Annotated in this window: 19 protein-coding genes; 14 read left to right on the top strand and 5 right to left on the bottom strand. The window is 64.0% G+C overall.

Annotation, left to right across the window (positions count from 1 at the left end):
* Window position 1 precedes the first annotated feature (1 nt).
* The 5 genes from GDR53_RS08045 to GDR53_RS08025 all read left to right on the top strand — a co-directional run bounded on the left by GDR53_RS08045 (window position 2) and on the right by GDR53_RS08025 (window position 4,649).
* Window positions 2-517, top strand: a complete 516-nt coding sequence (locus tag GDR53_RS08045) for a hypothetical protein (RefSeq protein ID WP_193337540.1) — start codon at window positions 2-4, stop codon at window positions 515-517.
* Window positions 517-1,383 carry an ABC transporter permease gene (locus GDR53_RS08040; protein WP_193337539.1) on the top strand — a complete coding sequence of 289 codons (867 nt, stop codon included), beginning with the start codon at window positions 517-519 and terminating at the stop codon, window positions 1,381-1,383. Before GDR53_RS08045 ends, GDR53_RS08040 begins: the two co-directional genes overlap by 1 nt.
* On the top strand, window positions 1,380-2,492 hold the full coding sequence (locus tag GDR53_RS08035; RefSeq protein ID WP_193337538.1) for an ABC transporter permease: 1,113 nt from the start codon (window positions 1,380-1,382) through the stop codon (window positions 2,490-2,492). Before GDR53_RS08040 ends, GDR53_RS08035 begins: the two co-directional genes overlap by 4 nt.
* Before the next feature lie 19 nt (window positions 2,493-2,511).
* On the top strand, window positions 2,512-3,489 hold the full coding sequence (locus GDR53_RS08030) for an ABC transporter substrate-binding protein (protein WP_193337537.1): 978 nt from the start codon (window positions 2,512-2,514) through the stop codon (window positions 3,487-3,489).
* Between the two features lie 266 nt (window positions 3,490-3,755).
* Window positions 3,756-4,649, top strand: a complete 894-nt coding sequence (locus GDR53_RS08025) for a hypothetical protein (protein ID WP_193337536.1) — start codon at window positions 3,756-3,758, stop codon at window positions 4,647-4,649.
* Between the two features lie 138 nt (window positions 4,650-4,787).
* Here GDR53_RS08025 and truB read toward each other — a convergent pair whose 3' ends face one another.
* The 3 genes from truB to GDR53_RS08010 all read right to left on the bottom strand — a co-directional run bounded on the left by truB (window position 4,788) and on the right by GDR53_RS08010 (window position 7,195).
* On the bottom strand, window positions 4,788-5,690 hold the full coding sequence (gene truB, locus GDR53_RS08020) for a tRNA pseudouridine(55) synthase TruB (RefSeq protein WP_193337535.1): 903 nt from the start codon (window positions 5,688-5,690) through the stop codon (window positions 4,788-4,790).
* Window positions 5,687-6,094: a 30S ribosome-binding factor RbfA gene (rbfA, locus tag GDR53_RS08015; RefSeq protein WP_193337534.1), complete on the bottom strand. Its 408-nt coding sequence runs from the start codon at window positions 6,092-6,094 to the stop codon at window positions 5,687-5,689. Before rbfA ends, truB begins: the two co-directional genes overlap by 4 nt.
* A gap of 87 nt (window positions 6,095-6,181) precedes the next feature.
* Window positions 6,182-7,195 carry a 2-hydroxyacid dehydrogenase gene (locus GDR53_RS08010; protein ID WP_193337533.1) on the bottom strand — a complete coding sequence of 338 codons (1,014 nt, stop codon included), beginning with the start codon at window positions 7,193-7,195 and terminating at the stop codon, window positions 6,182-6,184.
* Between the two features lie 104 nt (window positions 7,196-7,299).
* Between GDR53_RS08010 and GDR53_RS08005 the strand changes: the two genes are divergently transcribed.
* Window positions 7,300-7,884 (top strand): SH3 domain-containing protein, encoded by a 585-nt coding sequence (locus GDR53_RS08005; protein WP_210321412.1) that lies wholly within the window; start codon window positions 7,300-7,302, stop codon window positions 7,882-7,884.
* On the opposite strand, the gene GDR53_RS08000 is transcribed toward GDR53_RS08005, so the two are convergent.
* Together GDR53_RS08000 and GDR53_RS07995 are read right to left on the bottom strand one after the other, a co-directional pair.
* Window positions 7,881-8,666: a siderophore ferric iron reductase gene (locus GDR53_RS08000; protein WP_193337532.1), complete on the bottom strand. Its 786-nt coding sequence runs from the start codon at window positions 8,664-8,666 to the stop codon at window positions 7,881-7,883. The two genes, GDR53_RS08005 and GDR53_RS08000, sit on opposite strands and share 4 nt — an antisense overlap.
* 68 nt (window positions 8,667-8,734) lie before the next feature.
* The gene (locus GDR53_RS07995) at window positions 8,735-9,496 is read right to left on the bottom strand and encodes a copper homeostasis protein CutC (protein ID WP_193337531.1); all 762 of its coding nucleotides are present in this window, start codon (window positions 9,494-9,496) and stop codon (window positions 8,735-8,737) included.
* A gap of 122 nt (window positions 9,497-9,618) precedes the next feature.
* Between GDR53_RS07995 and GDR53_RS07990 the strand changes: the two genes are divergently transcribed.
* The 8 genes from GDR53_RS07990 (at window position 9,619) to GDR53_RS07955 (ending at window position 16,001) form a co-directional block, all read left to right on the top strand.
* On the top strand, window positions 9,619-9,993 hold the full coding sequence (locus GDR53_RS07990; RefSeq protein ID WP_193337530.1) for a GntR family transcriptional regulator: 375 nt from the start codon (window positions 9,619-9,621) through the stop codon (window positions 9,991-9,993).
* A complete protein-coding gene (locus tag GDR53_RS07985) occupies window positions 9,986-10,900 on the top strand; it encodes an ABC transporter ATP-binding protein (protein ID WP_193337529.1) in 915 nt (304 codons plus the stop codon). Before GDR53_RS07990 ends, GDR53_RS07985 begins: the two co-directional genes overlap by 8 nt.
* Window positions 10,897-11,814, top strand: a complete 918-nt coding sequence (locus GDR53_RS07980; protein WP_193337528.1) for a hypothetical protein — start codon at window positions 10,897-10,899, stop codon at window positions 11,812-11,814. The genes GDR53_RS07985 and GDR53_RS07980 overlap by 4 nt, the downstream gene beginning before the upstream one ends.
* A 128-nt stretch (window positions 11,815-11,942) precedes the next feature.
* Window positions 11,943-12,356, top strand: a complete 414-nt coding sequence (locus GDR53_RS07975) for a host attachment family protein (protein WP_193337527.1) — start codon at window positions 11,943-11,945, stop codon at window positions 12,354-12,356.
* Between the two features lie 162 nt (window positions 12,357-12,518).
* Window positions 12,519-13,421 (top strand): metal ABC transporter substrate-binding protein, encoded by a 903-nt coding sequence (locus GDR53_RS07970; RefSeq protein ID WP_193337526.1) that lies wholly within the window; start codon window positions 12,519-12,521, stop codon window positions 13,419-13,421.
* Window positions 13,418-14,299 (top strand): manganese/iron ABC transporter ATP-binding protein, encoded by an 882-nt coding sequence (locus GDR53_RS07965; RefSeq protein ID WP_193337525.1) that lies wholly within the window; start codon window positions 13,418-13,420, stop codon window positions 14,297-14,299. The genes GDR53_RS07970 and GDR53_RS07965 overlap by 4 nt, the downstream gene beginning before the upstream one ends.
* Window positions 14,296-15,162 carry a metal ABC transporter permease gene (locus GDR53_RS07960; RefSeq protein ID WP_193337524.1) on the top strand — a complete coding sequence of 289 codons (867 nt, stop codon included), beginning with the start codon at window positions 14,296-14,298 and terminating at the stop codon, window positions 15,160-15,162. Before GDR53_RS07965 ends, GDR53_RS07960 begins: the two co-directional genes overlap by 4 nt.
* Window positions 15,159-16,001, top strand: a complete 843-nt coding sequence (locus GDR53_RS07955; protein WP_193337523.1) for a metal ABC transporter permease — start codon at window positions 15,159-15,161, stop codon at window positions 15,999-16,001. Before GDR53_RS07960 ends, GDR53_RS07955 begins: the two co-directional genes overlap by 4 nt.
* The last annotated feature ends 2 nt before the right edge of the window (window positions 16,002-16,003 follow it).

Below are 16,003 nucleotides of genomic sequence, written 5' to 3'. Positions count from 1 at the left end.
CATGTCCGGCTTGATCCGTGCCATTGCCTTGGCCATGCTCCTGGCGCTCGGTGGCGCCGGCGCGGCTTTGTCGCAAGCGGCCGATACCGGCATGGACAAGCAGAGCGATGGCAGGTTCACCGGCATTGTCGTGGTAACGGACAATATGAACTGGTACGACATGTTCCAGCGGCCCGAGCCGCCTCAGTTCGATGGCAAGAGCCATTATGGCCCCGGCGAACAGGGGTCCCTGGCCATCATCTTCAGCAATCCCGAGCCGCGTGACGGCACCGTACGCGTGCTGTGCGACATCACCGCGCGCGATCCGGCGGGCGCGCGGCAGGTAGCCGCCGATGCAGTCTGCTATGAAGGCCCCTATTTGGGCCCCAATATACTCCATCCGGCCCTGCTGGACCTGCGTTTTGAAACCGGCGAGGGCGAACCGGCCGGACAGGCCGGATTTTCGGTCAAGCTGCGCGATGCCCATTCGGGACGCGCCGTTACCCTCGATGTCTTCTTCACCCAGGGGGCGCGTTGATGAACCGCTTCATCCCCGTCCTCACCATTGTTCTGGCCATCCTCGTCATCTGGTACGCGGCGGCGATCCCGATGAATGCGGCCTGGCAGACCACGCTAAACACCCGCGCCGAACTGGTCGATCTGTCCTTTGCCAGCTTTGCCACCCAGACCTGGAACCAGGACAAGCCGGTGCTGCCGGCGCCCCATCAGGTGGTCGGCGAGATCTGGAACGCCACCGTGGCGCTCGAATTCACCTCGCGCCGCTCGCTGGCCTTTCACGCCTGGATTACCCTGTCGGCGACCTTGCTGGGCTTTGCCTTGGGCACTGTGCTCGGTGTGGGCCTGGCCGTCGCCATCATCCACAATGACGCGTCGGACCGCTCGCTCATGCCCTGGATCATTGCCAGCCAGACCATTCCCATCCTGGCGGTGGCGCCCATGGTCGTGGTCGGCCTCGGCGCCATGGGCCTGACCGGGCTGGTGCCCAAATCGTTGATCTCGATGTATCTCAGCTTCTTCCCGGTGGTCGTCGGCATGGTCAAGGGCCTGCGCTCGCCCGAGGCCATCCAGCTCGACCTGCTCCGCACCTATGATGCCAGCTCCTGGCAGGTCTTCTGGAAGCTGCGCTGGCCCGCTGCCATGCCGTTCCTCTTTGCCTCGATGAAGGTGGGCATCGCCATTTCGCTGATCGGCGCCGTGGTGGCCGAGCTTTCAAATGCCGCCGGCGGTGGCCTGGGTGTGCGCCTGCTGACCGGTTCCTATAACGGCCAGACGGTGCAGATCTGGGCGGCTTTGTTCATTGCTGCTGGCCTCGCCGCCATTCTGGTCGCCATCGTCGGTAGCGCCGAGCGCTGGGTCAATGCGCGCATGGGGGTGCGGGTATGAACCGCGCTGGCCTCTCGCGCCTGCAGATGGTGCTGGCCCTCGCTGCTGGGCTGACCGGCCTGGTGGGCTTGGTTCTCAGTCTGCCCAGCCTGGGCGCTGCGCCGCTGCTGGCGCTGTTTTTCGCCCTGTCGACCGTGTCGCTGGCGCGCTTCGTCCTGCCCTTGACTGTATGGCTCGATGGCGCCCTGGCGGTTCTGGCTGCCATCGCGCTGCTGGCCGGCCTCACAACCGGAGTTACGCTGCCCGGTCATCACTGGCTGGCTTTGCTGGCCGGCTGGGCCTTTGCCTGGCTCTTTGTCGAACGCCTCGCCGCGGCCATCCGCGCCGGCAGCCTCCCTGAAACCGGTACCAGCCTGCTCATCCCCACCGTTTTCGGCCTGGCCTTGCTGGTCATCTGGGAAGTGGTGACGCGCGGCGCCAATGTGCCCCCGGTCATCCTGCCGCCGCCCTCGGCCATCGGCGCGCGCTTCGTCACGGAAATCCCCATCCTCTGGGCCGATTTCGTGCAGACTTTCGTCAAGTCGGTGCTGCCCGGCTATGCCATCGGGTGCCTCGCCGGCCTGGGCGTCGCCATCCTGGTCGACCGCTCGCCCTTCCTCAAGGCCGGCATCATGCCGATCGGCAATTTCATGTCGGCTCTGCCCATTATCGGCATCGCCCCGATCATGGTCATGTGGTTCGGCTTTGACTGGCAATCCAAGGCTGCCGTTGTCGTCGCCATGACGTTCTTTCCCATGCTGGTCAACACCGTGGCGGGGCTCAACGCCGCCTCGGCAATCGAGCGCGACCTCATGGCCACCTATGCTGCCTCCTATCGGCAGACGCTCTTGAAGTTGCGGCTGCCCGCTGCCGCCCCCTTCATTTTCAACGCCCTCAAGATCAATTCGACTCTGGCCTTGATCGGCGCCATCGTAGCGGAATTCTTCGGGACGCCCGTTGTGGGAATGGGCTTCCGGATATCGACCGGGGTGGGGCGTCTCGCCATCGACCTGGTCTGGGCGGAGATCGCGGTTGCCGCGATCGCGGGGTCCGCCTTCTACGGGGTGATCGCGCTCATCGAGCGCGGGGTCACTTTCTGGCATCCGTCTGTCCGTGGTGGACGGGCGTAACAGGGAAAAGGGAACGACAATGAACAAACTTATCGGAGGTCTGCTCGTCAGCGCCCTGGCGCTTGCGGCCACGCCGGCATTCGCACAGGACGCGCTGACCCTGCAGCTCAAATGGGTCACCCAGGCGCAGTTCGCCGGCTATCTGGTCGCCGAATCCAAGGGCTTCTATGACGCGGAAAATCTCGACGTCACCATTCTGCCGGGCGGCCCCAATATCGCCCCCGAACAGGTGATCGCCGGCGGTGGTGCCGACATCATCGTCACCTGGATGGCCGCCGGCATGGCCGCGCGCGAAACCGGCGTGCCGCTGGTCAATATCGCCCAGCCCTTCAAGCGCTCGGGTCTGATGATGATCTGCCCCACCGAAACCGGCATCAAGACGGCTGCCGATTTCCCCGGCCACACGCTGGGCGTCTGGTTCTTCGGCAATGAATATCCGTTCTTTGCCTGGATGAACAAGGAAGGCATTGCCACCGACGGTTCGGAAGGCGGCGTCACCGTGCTGCAGCAGAGCTTTGACATCCAGCCCATGATCCAGGGCCAGGCCGACTGCATTTCGGTCATGACCTATAACGAATATGGCCAGGCCCTCGACGCCGGCTACGGCCCGGACAACCTGACCATCTTCAACTATTCCGAAATGGGCAATGACCTGCTCGAAGACGGGCTCTATGTCATGGAAGATACCCTGGCCGATCCCGCCAAGGTCGATGCCTATACCCGCTTCGTGAAGGCCTCCATGCAGGGCTGGGCCTATGCCCTGGAAAACCCCGAAGAAGCCGCCCAGATCGTCGTCGATATGGATGAGACCGGCGCCGCCACGCTCGAGCATCAGCTCTATATGACCGGCGAGGTCTCCAAGCTGGTCGACGCTACGGACCCGGCCCTCGACACGGCTACTTATGAGCGCACGGTCAAGGCCCTGCTCGACCAGAAGATCATCAAAGCCCAGCCTGAAGGCGCTTATTCCACCGTCGTCACCGACGCGCTGAAATAGGCTTTTCCGGCTGCCAAAACAGCAGAGGCGGGGCGCAAGTCCCGCCTTTTTGCTTGCCTTGTTCTGCACATATTTGCTGCGCTCCGGGAACGAATTTGCTCACGCCCTGTTGATACGGCACCTGCGTCACTCAACAAGGCATTTGAAAATGAACTCCATTATTTACCTCGTCGGTCTGGTCGTTGTCGTCATGGCAATCCTGTCTTTCATTGGTCTGGCTTGAGCCTTCCGGCCATCCGAACCCCACCTTTTCAGGAGCTGCCACAATGAGCATTGATGCGCCCGCGGGCGTCGCCATTATCGAATCTGAATCCACCGATCGCGACCAGTCCAGCTATGTTGACTGGCCTGCCATCTTTGCCGGCATTGCGCTGGCCACCGCCATCAGCCTCGTGCTGATCAGCTTTGGCTCCGCCGTTGGCCTCAATTTCCTCGACTTCGGCTATGGCACCGATGCCAACCCGCTGGTCATCGGCATTGTGGCAGCCAGCTGGTTCCTCTGGGTGCAGATTTCCAGCTTCATGGCTGGCGGCTACCTGACCGGCCGCCTGCGCCGTCGCCACTTCGACGCCAATGAAGACGAAAGTGACCTGCGCGACGGTGCGCATGGCCTGCTCGTCTGGGCTGGCGCCGCCATTCTGGGCTCCGTCATTGCTATTGGCGGTATTGGCGCTGCTGTGTCCACCGCCGGCAATGTTGCCGCGACTGCGACAACGGCCGCCTCCAATGTGGCCGAAGGTTCGGCTGAAGCCATGGATCCGAACGCCTACTTCATCGACACCATGTTCCGCTCCACCCAGCCGGTTGAAGCAGGGCAGGCCCGCGCTGAAGCCGGTCGTATCTTTGCCCAGGCTGCGCTAGGCGATGGCACCGTTGCCGATGCCGACCGGACCTATCTGGCCAGCGTCGTGGCTGCCAATACCGGTCTTGCCCAGGCTGAAGCCGAAACCCGCGTCGACCAGGCCATCACCAGCGTTGAAGCTGCCCGCCAGGAAGCCATCGAGGCTGCCCGCATTGCCCGCAACACCGCCATCATCGCCGCTTTCCTGCTCGCAGCATCGCTGCTGATCTCGGCCATTGGTGCCTTTTGGGCTGCCCAGAAGGGTGGCAATCATCGCGACAACAACAGCGTCTTTGCTGACGTGTTCCGCCGGTTCTAAGGAAAGGAAATCAGATGTTTCGAGGCATTGGACTCTGGCTGCTCGGCGTGCCGATCTGGCTGATCATCATCATCGTCTTCTTTATCAACTAAGAGACGACAAGACCGAGGCGGGGAGCAATCCCCGCCTTTTTCATTTTCAGTTGAATACGCGTCGCGGCTGGAACTGGCCGAATTCGACCCAGCCGGTTGCCAGCACCTCGCCCTTGAAGCTGGCCCAGCACTCGTCCAGCGTCACCGGCGCACCGGCCCCCGTCAGCAGCACGCTATTGCCATGCCGCACCGCGGTGGCCTGCAGCGCATCGAGCCGCACTTCGGGCAGGTCGACAAAGCCGGACCAGACCGGCTTGAGCAGCCGGTCGCGTTCCTCAAGGGTAAGCGCTTCCAGCTGGTCGATGGTCAGTGCATCGGCATCGTTGAACGGCCCGACGGCGGAGCGGTGCAGCAGGCTGACATGGCCCCGCGTACCCAGCGCCTCGCCGATATCGCGCGCCAGCGATCGCACATAGGTGCCCTTGCCGCAGGTTACCTCCAGCACCGAGCTTTCGCTGCCATGCTCGAGCAGCGTGATGGCGTCGACATCGATTTCGCGCGGCGCCAGCTCGACGACTTCACCGGCCCGCGCCAGGTCATAGGCCCGCTCGCCATCGATCTTGAGCGCCGAAAAGATCGGCGGCCGCTGCAGGATCGTGCCGGTAAAGGCCGGCAGCACCGCTTCGAGCGCTGCCCTGTCGGGTCGCACGTCGGAGGTAGCGATCACCGCGCCTTCGGTATCGTCGGTGGTGGTGGCGCTGCCCCAGGCAATGGCAAAGCGATAGACCTTGGTGCCGTCCTGCACCTGCGGCACAGCCTTGGTCGCCTCGCCCAGCGCGATCGGCAGGATGCCGGTGGCCAGCGGATCGAGCGTGCCGGCATGGCCGGCCTTGGCCGCGCTGAACAGCCAGCGCACCTTGCCCACCGCCTGGGTCGAGGTCATGTCATAGGGCTTGTTGAGGACAACCCAACCGGAAATCGCGCGTTTGACGCGTTTGGGGGCGCTCAATCGGTCTCGCCGTCATCGTCGGCCAGGTCACGCTTGACCTTTTCCGAGCGCAGCAGCGCATCGATACGGCCGGCTTCCTCGAAGGTTTCGTCGACGAAGAACCGCACTTCGGGCGCGAATTTGACGTTGAGCGCCGGCGACACCCGGCCGCGGACATATTTGCGGTGTCGGTTCAGCGCCGCGACGATCTCGTCGGCATGCTGGCCGCCCAGCGGCATGATATAGACATTGGCCAGCTTGAGATCTGTGCTCATGCGCACTTCGGGCACGGTGATCACCGTGCCGCGCAGGGCATCGTCATCGATGTCGCCGCGGGCGAATATGTCCGCCATCGCATGGCGGACCAGTTCACCCATGCGCAGCGAGCGCTGGGTCGGGCCGGTTTGCTTGTTATCTTTGCTCATGGGCGGGAATTATGCCCTCGGCGGGCCCGCGTCAATCCGCCAGCGCATCTGCCCCCCAATGCGCGGCGGGCGTGTCGCGTCCGGCGGTCAGCTCAACGAGCCGCGCCCGCCCTCGGGCAGCACCCGGTGCGGCGGCTGGTGCCCGTCCATAAAGGCGCGGATATTGACGATCACCGTCTCGCCCATCTCCACCCGCGCTTCGAGCGTTGCCGACGCCATATGGGCGGTCAGCACCACCTTGTTGGCCTCGGCCAGCGCCAGCAGCCGCGGATTGATGCCATGCTTGTTCTCGAACACGTCGAGCGCCGCGCCGCTTAGATGACCGGCCTCGATCTGCGCCACCAGCGCGGCCTCGTCGAGCAGTTCGGGCCGGCTGACATTGACCACGAAACTGTCCGGCTTCATCGCCGCCAGCCGTTCGGCCGACAGCAGGTGGAAGGTCTCGCGCGTATGCGGCGTATGCAGCGAGACGATGTCGACCGCCGCCAGCATGGCATCGAGGTCGGGCCAGTAGGTGGCCTCGAGCGGCGTTTCGATCGCCGGCGGGCGGCGGTTGCGCGAATAATAATGGATATGCAGGCCAAAGGCCCGGGCGCGCTGCGCCACCGCCGTGCCAATGCGGCCCATGCCGACAATGCCCAGCGCCTTGCCGCGCAGCCGGTGTCCCAGCATCGAGGTCGGCGACCAGCCGGCCCAGACCCCGTCGCGCACCAGCATCTGCGTGCCTTCCACCAGCCGCCGCGGCAGTGCCAGCATCAGCACCATGGCCATGTCGGCCGTGTCCTCGGTCAGTACCGATGGCGTATTGGTCACCGTCAGCCCGGCGGCCCAGGCGGCCTCGACGTCGATATTGTCCACGCCATTGCCGAACTGGGCGATCAGCCGCACGCTCTTGGGCAGGCGCGCGATCAGCCCGGCATCGACAGTGTCAGTGATCGAGCAGACTAGCACTTCCTTGCCCTCGAGCCCGGTAATGATATCGTCCTGCGTCAGGGTGACGTCGGCCTCGTTGACGTCGGTCTCGAACAGTGTCGCCATCCGCGCCTCGATGGTCTCGGGCAGGCGCCGGGTCACGAGGATTTTGGGTTTGTGGCTGGCCATGAGGTTCCGGGGTGCGGGCCGCGGGCTGTGGAAAACCACGCCCTTCAGTGCCCATTAAGGATCATCGGCTAGTGATAAGGCAATTCGAATTCATCTGCAAAGCCATGTTTGACCAGCCCCTTCATGGCGGCTTTGGCCGTCACACCAGCCCCATTACTCTGCTGCGCGTCCTTGTCGGGCTGCTGCTGGCGCTGCTGCTCTGTGTGCCGCCGGTGCTGGCCCAGGCAGGCAATCCCAGTGGCCTGCCGCTGCCGCGCTTTGCCTCGACCCGGTCGGATCCCATCAATGTGCGCGTCGGCCCCGGCACCAAATACGAGGTCGCCTGGACCTACCTGCAATCGGTCATTCCGGTCGAGATCGTCCAGGAATTCGACACCTGGCGCAAGATTCGCGACATGGATGGCACCGAAGGCTGGGTGCACCAGAACCTGCTGCAGGGCACCCGCGCCGGCTATGCCACCCCGCTGCTGGCCAATGGCGAGGTCGCCATCCGCGCCACCCCGTCCGATACCGCCAGCCTGCGCGCCCGGCTGGGCGCCGGTTTCAAGGTCATCATCCGCGAGTGTGACGGGGCCTGGTGCGATGTCAGCGCCACCAGCCCTGCCGGCAATGGCCGCGCCGCCAGCTATGCCGGCTATGTCCGCCAGGAAGAGCTCTGGGGTGTCTATCCCGACGAGGTCTTCGACTAATCCAGTTCCGCCAGCGCATTGGCGCTTTGCCGCGCCACGCGCACATTTTCGGCCTGCTTGGGGCAACTGGCGCAGAGCCGGTCCGGATCGAGCAGGTAATCCAGGCAACAGCCCTTGCGCTTGACGATCAGCACGGCCCGCCCGTCCGGCGCAACAATGGTCTGCAACGCACCCTGGCCACTCAGCCCCATGCCGGCCAGCCACTGGTTGCAATAGTCCTCGATCACCGCCGGCGGCAGGTCGCGCCGCTTCTGGCTGAGCCAGACCATCAGGCTGAGCATGCGGTCGGCCAGCAGGCGCCGCGCGTTCAGGGGGCGCAGCTTGACCAGGCCATTGACCTCTTCGAGCAGCTGCGCAGTGAACGTGTTGAGCATGGCAGTGGCCCGGGCAATGCGCTCTGTCTCGCTACCCCCGCTCTGCATGCCCGGCACCAGTCGGTAGCCATCGACGTAAACGCCGCGCCGCTGCTGGCTGAGCTGGGCGAGGTCGGGCAGGGCGCCATGGATATGGGTGGCGATGACAGCCAGATAGGCCGGCTGCCAGATCAGATTGGTCCAAAGCCGCACCGCCCAGAGTGGGGGGCCGGCGTCCCGATAGGTCGCCGCCAGCGCCTGGTGCAGCGCCGCCATGAAATAGGCATTGTCGCCACCGGCCACATACCAGCCTTCCCGCGCCGGGCCGGGCTCGCCCTTCATGAAGCCGGTCACCTGCGCCGCGGTCGCGATCAGCCGCGTCGTGGCGGCGTCGGCTGCGTCCTGGGCGAAGAGATAATTGCGGGTCATGGCACCGCTTCTAGCGCCACCGGAGCAAAGAAAAAAGGGCCGCCCTGCCGCAGGGCCGGCCCTTGGTGTCAGGCCGCCGCGCGGGCCGCGTCAATGGTGGCCCGGACGGCCGCCTCGTCGGTCACCGTGACCTCATATTCGCGCTCGATGGCCGTGCCGCCCATGCCCACATGCGGGTTGCGGAACGTCATGGCGCTTTTGAGCGTCTTGAGCGCGGCAAAATGCATCTCGTCGACGCCGGTCTCGCGGCGCACCTGGGCAATATTGCCGGCATTGAGCTCGCCGCAGCCCATGATGACGATGCGGCCAGCGGCAAGCGCTACGCTGTCCTTGAGAATGGCGCTGCCCTCGATGGCCGTGTCGCGCTGGCCGCTGGTCAGCACCCGGTCAACGCCGCAGCGCACCAGCGCCTCGATCGCCTCGCGATAATCGGCCGTCATGTCAAAGGCGCGATGGCAGGTGACGTTCATCGGCCGGGCAGCCTCGACCAGCGCCGTGGTCCGCGCCTCGTCGATCCGGCCATCGGCGGTCAGGCACCCGATCACCACGCCGGCAACACTGCCCATGTCGCGCAGCGCCTTGATGTCTTCCAGCATCGAATTGAACTCGACATCCGAGTATAAAAAGTCGCCGCCGCGCGGCCGGATGATCACGTGGAAGGGAATGGTCGCCACCCGCAGCGCCTCGCGGATCACGCCCAGGCTGGGCGTCAGCCCGCCTTCGATCAGGCTGGCGCAGAGTTCCACCCGGTCCGCCCCGGCATTCTGCGCCGCGATCAGGCCATCGGTGCCTTCGACGCAGATTTCTATTCTGAACGGGTGGCTGCTCATGAGTGGTCTCCAATTGGTATTGTATTGGATAGTATCGGCGCGGCCGCGCGGCAAGCTGAAAAATCCCGTTGACAGGCTGCATTGGTGTGTTAGGTGTGTAGCACACTAGTTAGGCAAGACACATGGATGACTTTCACACCAGCCAGCCGATCTTCGTCCAGATCCGCCAGCGGCTGGCCGAGATGATCCTGGCTGGCAATGTGGCGGAGGGTGAGGCACTGCCCTCGGTCCGCCAGATTGCCGGCGAGCTCTCGGTCAATCCGCTGACGGTCACCAAGGCCTTCGATGCCCTGGTCGATATCGGTGTGGTGGAAAAACGCAGGGGACTGGGGATGTTCGTCAAATCGGGCGCACGCGCGCAACTGCTGGCTCATGAGCGGGACAAGTTCCTCAAGCAGGACTGGCCGCGCATCGCCGCCCAGATCAGGGCGCTCGACCTCGATCTCAAAAGCCTACTCACACCAGCCAACACCGACCAGGGGCAGACCCATGAATGAGCTTTCCCTCGACACCCTGCCGCAGGGCGGCACCCCCATCGTCTCGGCGCGCGGTCTGCGCAAGAGCTTTGGCCGCAAGGAAGTGCTGCACGGGCTCGATTTCGACATCCCCGCCGGCCGCATCTATGGCCTGATCGGCCACAATGGCGCCGGCAAGACCACTGCGCTCAACGCCATGCTGGGTCTCACCAATTGCGAGGGCACCATCCGCGTCCTGGGCGAGGACCCCTTTGCCCAGCGTGCCAAACTGATGGAAAACGTCGCCTTCATTTCCGACGTTGCCAGCCTGCCGCGCTTCCTGCGGGTGCGCGAACTGTTTGCTTTGCTCACCAATATCCATCCCAATTTCAGCCAGGACAAGGCGCGCAGCTTCCTCGAAGGCACCGATATCCGTCCCGAAATGAAGGTCAAGCACCTTTCCAAGGGTATGATGGCCCAGCTGCATCTGGCGGTGGTCATGGCCATCGACGCCAAGCTGCTGGTCCTCGACGAGCCCACGCTTGGTTTGGATATCACCTATCGCAAGCGCTTCTACCGCCGCCTGCTCGAAGACTACATGACCGAGGAGCGCACTCTGCTCATCACCACCCATCAGGTGGACGAGATCGAGTTCATGCTCTCCGACATCATGTTCATCCGCGATGGCAATCTGGTGCTGCACATGCAGATGGAAACCGTCAACGACAAGTTCACCCAGCTGGTGGTAACCGATCCTGCCCGCCTGGCGCCGGCTCGCGCCTTGGGCCCGGTCTTTGAGGAAACCCGCTTCGGCCAGACCGTGCTGATCTTTGATGGCGTCGATCGCAACCTGCTCGAGCCATTCGGCCAGCTCTCGACCCCGACCCTTTCCGATCTTTTCGTGGCGCTGATGCAGCGGCCCACCGCCAATCCGGAGACCGCGCGATGAAGGCTTTCACCGCACTCGTCCATCGCGAGTTCATCGAGCACAGGGGCGCCTTCCTGACCGGACCCTTGCTGCTGCTGGCCATCATCTTCGGCCTGGTCATTCTGGCCTTCACCGTCGGCCGGGTCGATGTGCACCTGTCGGGCGCCATGCTCACCGTGGTGCCGCTGATCGTCTATGAACTGGGCTTTCTCGGTCTGGGTTTCGGCTGGTCGCTCTATCTGGCCGCGACGCTGTTTTTCTACTGCGCCGACGGCTTTGCCGCCGACAAGCGCAACAATGCCATGCTGTTCTGGAAGTCCATGCCGGTCAGCGATTTCAAGGTTCTGCTCAGCAAGCTGGTGGCCGCCATCACCCTGCTGCCATTCACGGTTTTCGCCGTGGCCCTGCTCAGCGGCGTGCTGCTGTTTACAGTCGCCTTCGTCACCATGCTGATCAATGGCACGGCCGGCTTTGCCGCTTTGGGCGATATCGTCGTCATCTATGGCCAGGTCGCTTTGGCCTTGTTCACCGTGCTGCTGGCGGGCCTGATCTGGTATCTGCCCTTCATCGCTTTGGTCGGCGCCATTGCCACAGTGGTCGGGCGCTGGGCCATTCCCATCGCCCTGCTGCTGCCCACCATCATCTCGGCGCTCGAATGGGTGACTTTGGGCGGACTGCACCCCTTTGCCACCCGCACCTGGGCCTTCATGGAGTACCGCTCCGCCGCGCCGGCCACCAACTATGCCGATAACTGGATCGCCAGCCTGGGCGATCGCTTCGAGCCCAATATGAGCGCCGCCCGCTTTGACGGCTTTGCCTTTGCCGGCGATCTATTGGGCGGCCTGGACTGGACCCAGGTCGGCATCGGCGTGGTTTTTGCCCTGGCCGTGATCTACCTCGCCAGCGAATATCGCCGCCGTGTCAACGACAACTAGCCGCCTGCCTCACCCCAGGCCACCCCATCAGGCGGGGTGGCCTGGGCTCCGCCGCGCCGGAACGTTCACTGCCGCCAGCCGTTGAGTTGAGAGCCCGGATTTCGGGCAACAAACCAATGGAGCCTGCCATGACCGAGTCAAAGACCATCCCCGAGCAGACCCTTGTCGTGGTGGCCGATGGGCATCGTGCCGTGCTGTTCCGCACCCATGGCGTCAATGACGCCATGACCCTGACAGAAGAGCGCCAGCTCACGCCGCAGAACCTGGCCGCCGAAGGTCCGTCCGGTTCGCGCCCCGAAGAGCAGAGCCCGCGCCAGACCGACGAGGCCACCTTTGCCAAGCAGCTGGCGGCAGAACTTTTCAGCCTCAAGCAGGCCAACAAGTTTGACCACATGGTCCTGGTCGCCGACCCCCAGACCTTGGGCCAGTTGCGCAGTGCCATGCACAAGACCGTCGAGGCCAGTATTGCGCTGACACTCGACAAGGAACTCACCAATCACAGCGCCGGCGATATCGCCGCCATCATCCGCAACGCCGCCTGATCTGCCGGTCGAGCGTTGACCGTATCACCAGACCGGCATGGCCTGCCGGTCTGGTTTTCTTTGCTTAGAGCGACCGCCCAACCCAATTGCGGAATCAACTTGCTTCTTGCGAATGATTTGCAATTGCACTAGATACGAAGCCTCGCCGGTTCGGAGTGCCAGATGCATCGTCGCCTGTTTTCTGCCCTGCTCATCTCGTCCGCCATCTTTGCTGCCCTGCCGTCTATGGCCCAGGACGCGCCGCCCAAGCGCCTCAAGGTGGTCACCACCTTCACCATCATCGCCGACATGGCGGCCAATGTGGCCGGCGACGCGGCCGACGTGGTTTCCATCACCAAGCCCGGCTCGGAAATCCACAATTACCAGCCCACCCCGGGCGACCTGATCGCCGCCCAGGACGCCGACCTCATCCTGTGGAACGGACTCAATCTCGAGCAGTGGTTCGAGCAGTTCCTTGCCAATCTGGGCGACGTGCCCTCCGTTGTGGTGACCGATGGCATCGCGCCCATGGGCATTGGCGACGGGCCCTATGCCGGCAAGCCCAATCCGCATGCCTGGATGTCGCCCAGCGACGCCTTGGTCTATGTCGACAATATCCGCGCCGCTTTCGGCGCTGCCGATCCGGCCAATGCCGCCATCTATGATGCCAATGCCGCCGCCTATGGCGCCGCCATCACCGCCACCGTCGAGCCGATCCGCGCCGCCATTGCCGCCATCCCTGAGGAGCGCCGCTGGCTCGCCACGTCCGAGGGCGCCTTTTCCTACCTGGCGCGCGATTTCGGCCTCAGGGAGCTCTATCTCTGGCCGATCAATGCTGATCAGCAGGGCACGCCGCAACAGGTCCGCCTGGTCATCGACGCCATGCGCGAACACGCCATTCCGGCGATCTTTTCGGAATCCACCATCTCGCCCAAGCCGGCCGAGCAGGTCGCCTGGGAAACCGGCGCGGCCTATGGCGGCGTGCTCTACGTGGATTCCCTGTCCGAAGCCGACGGTCCGGTCCCCACTTTTCTCGACCTGCTGTCGGTGACCACCTCCACCATCGTCAAAGGCCTTGCCCCATGAATGACCTTGCCGCCAGCGGCCTCGTCGTCAGCGACATCACCGTCGCCTATCGCAATGGCACCACGGCCATGAAGCAGGCCAGCTTTGCCATTCCACGCGGCTCCATCACCGCTCTGGTCGGGGTCAATGGCTCGGGCAAGTCCACCCTGTTCAAGGCCATTATGGGCTTTGTCCCGCTGTCCGGCGGTTCGGTCGAGATCCTCGGCGTGCCGGGCAAGCAGGCGCTCAAGCGCAATCTGGTCGCCTATGTGCCGCAATCGGAAGACGTCGACTGGAACTTCCCCGTGCTGGTCGAGGACGTGGTGATGATGGGGCGCTATGGCCATATGGGTCCACTGCGCCGCCCCAAGGCCATCGACCACGCCATGGTCACCCAGGCGCTTGAGCGGGTGAACCTGGTCGAGTTCCGCCATCGCCAGATCGGCGAGCTCTCGGGCGGCCAGAAAAAGCGCGTCTTCCTCGCCCGGGCCCTGGCCCAGCAGAGCGAGGTCATCCTGCTCGACGAACCCTTTACCGGCGTCGATGTGCAGACCGAGGACGCCATCGTCGCCCTGCTGCGCGGCCTGCGCGACGAGGGCAAGGTCATGCTGGTCTCGACCCACAATCTGGGCTCGGTGCCCGAATTCTGCGATCGCACCGTGCTGGTCAAGGGCACCGTGCTGGCCTCCGGCCCGACCAGCGAGATCTTTACCCGCGAATGGCTGGAAAAGACCTTTGGCGGCGCCCTGCGCCACTTCGTGCTGGCCGGCGCCGGCCTGCACGATGACGACGATCCGCGCCACATCTCGGTGCTGACCGACGACGAGCGGCCCTTGGTCATGTATGGCGAGAAGGGCAAGATGACCACGCGCCAGTCCGATCCGGTGGATGGCAAATGATCGAAACCCTGCTGCTGCCGTTCAACTATGGCTACATGGTCAACGCCATCTGGGTCTCGGCTCTGGTCGGCGGCGTCTGTGCCTTCCTCTCGGCCTATCTCATGCTCAAGGGCTGGTCGCTGATCGGCGATGCCCTCAGCCATTCCATCGTCCCCGGCGTTGCCGGCGCCTATATGCTGGGCCTGCCCTTTTCGCTGGGCGCCTTCTTTTCCGGTGGTCTGGCCGCGGCGGCCATGCTGTTTCTCACCCAGCGCACGAAGCTCAAGGAAGATGCGGTGATCGGGCTGATCTTCACCGCCTTTTTCGGCCTCGGCCTGTTCATGATTTCGCTATCGCCCACCTCGGTCAACATCCAGACCATTGTCATGGGCAATATCCTGGCCGTCACTCCCGAGGACACCATCCAGCTCGTCATCATCGCTATGGTGACGCTGGCCGTTATGCTGGTCATCTGGAAGGACCTCATGGTTACCTTCTTCGATGAAAGCCATGCCCGCACCATCGGGCTCAATCCGCCCTTGCTGCGGGTGATCTTCTTCACCCTCTTGGCCGCCTGCACCGTTGCGGCCATGCAGACCGTCGGCGCCTTTCTCGTCATCGCCATGGTGGTGACCCCCGGCGCCACCGCCTATCTGCTGACCGACCGCTTCCCCCGCCTGATCCTGATCGCGATTGCGGTGGGCGCGCTGTCCTCGCTGGTTGGCGCCTATCTCTCCTTCTTCCTCGATGGCGCCACCGGCGGCATCATCGTCGTGCTGCAGACCGCCGTCTTCCTCGCCGCCTTCTTCTTTGCCCCCAAGCACGGCATGCTGGCCTCGCGCCGCCGCCGCGACGCCAATATTGCCAGCGAGCTCACGCCATGAACGAGGTTCTGATCTACGCCCTCTGGCCGTTCCAGTTTCCTTTCATGACCAATGCCATGGCTATCGCGGTCATGGTCGCGGTGCCGACGGCCCTGCTCAGCTGCTTTCTCGTGCTCAAGGGCTGGTCGCTGATGGGCGACGCCATATCTCATGCCGTTCTGCCCGGCGTGGTCCTGGCCTATATTGTCGGCCTGCCGCTCGGCGTGGGCGCCTTTGCCGCCGGCATGGCCTGCGCCCTCTCGGTCGGCTTCCTCAAGGAAAACAGCCGCATCAAGGAGGATACCGTCATGGGCGTGGTGTTTTCGGGCCTCTTTGGCCTTGGTATCGTGCTCTACACCTCCATCCAGACCGACGTGCATCTCGATCACATCCTCTTCGGAGATATCCTGGGCATCAGCCCGGCCGACCTGCTGCAGACCGGCATCATTGCCTTGGCGGTCACCCTCATCGTCCTTGCCAAATGGCGCGACCTGCTGCTGTTCATTTTCGATCCGCAGCAGGCCGGGGCCATCGGCCTGCCGGTGCGGCTGCTGCATTATGGCCTGCTGGCTCTGCTGTCGCTGACCATCGTCGCCGCCCTTACCGCAGTGGGCATCGTGCTGGTCATTGCCCTGCTGGTGGCGCCCGGCGCCATCGCCTTCCTCATCTCCAGGCGCTTCGCGCCCATGATGCTGATCGCCGTCACCATCTCGGTGCTCAGTTCCCTTCTCGGCATCTATCTCAGCTTCTTCATCGACAGCGCCCCGGCCCCCACCATCGTGCTGCTGATGAGCGCCACCTTCATCGTGACCTTAATCGTCACCACGACGCGGCGATCCGTGGATCTCGCCACGACCTGAGC

Source organism: Devosia beringensis (assembly GCF_014926585.1).
Classification (GTDB): Bacteria; Pseudomonadota; Alphaproteobacteria; order Rhizobiales; family Devosiaceae; genus Devosia; species Devosia beringensis.
This window is presented reverse-complemented; position numbering and strand designations above follow the sequence as displayed.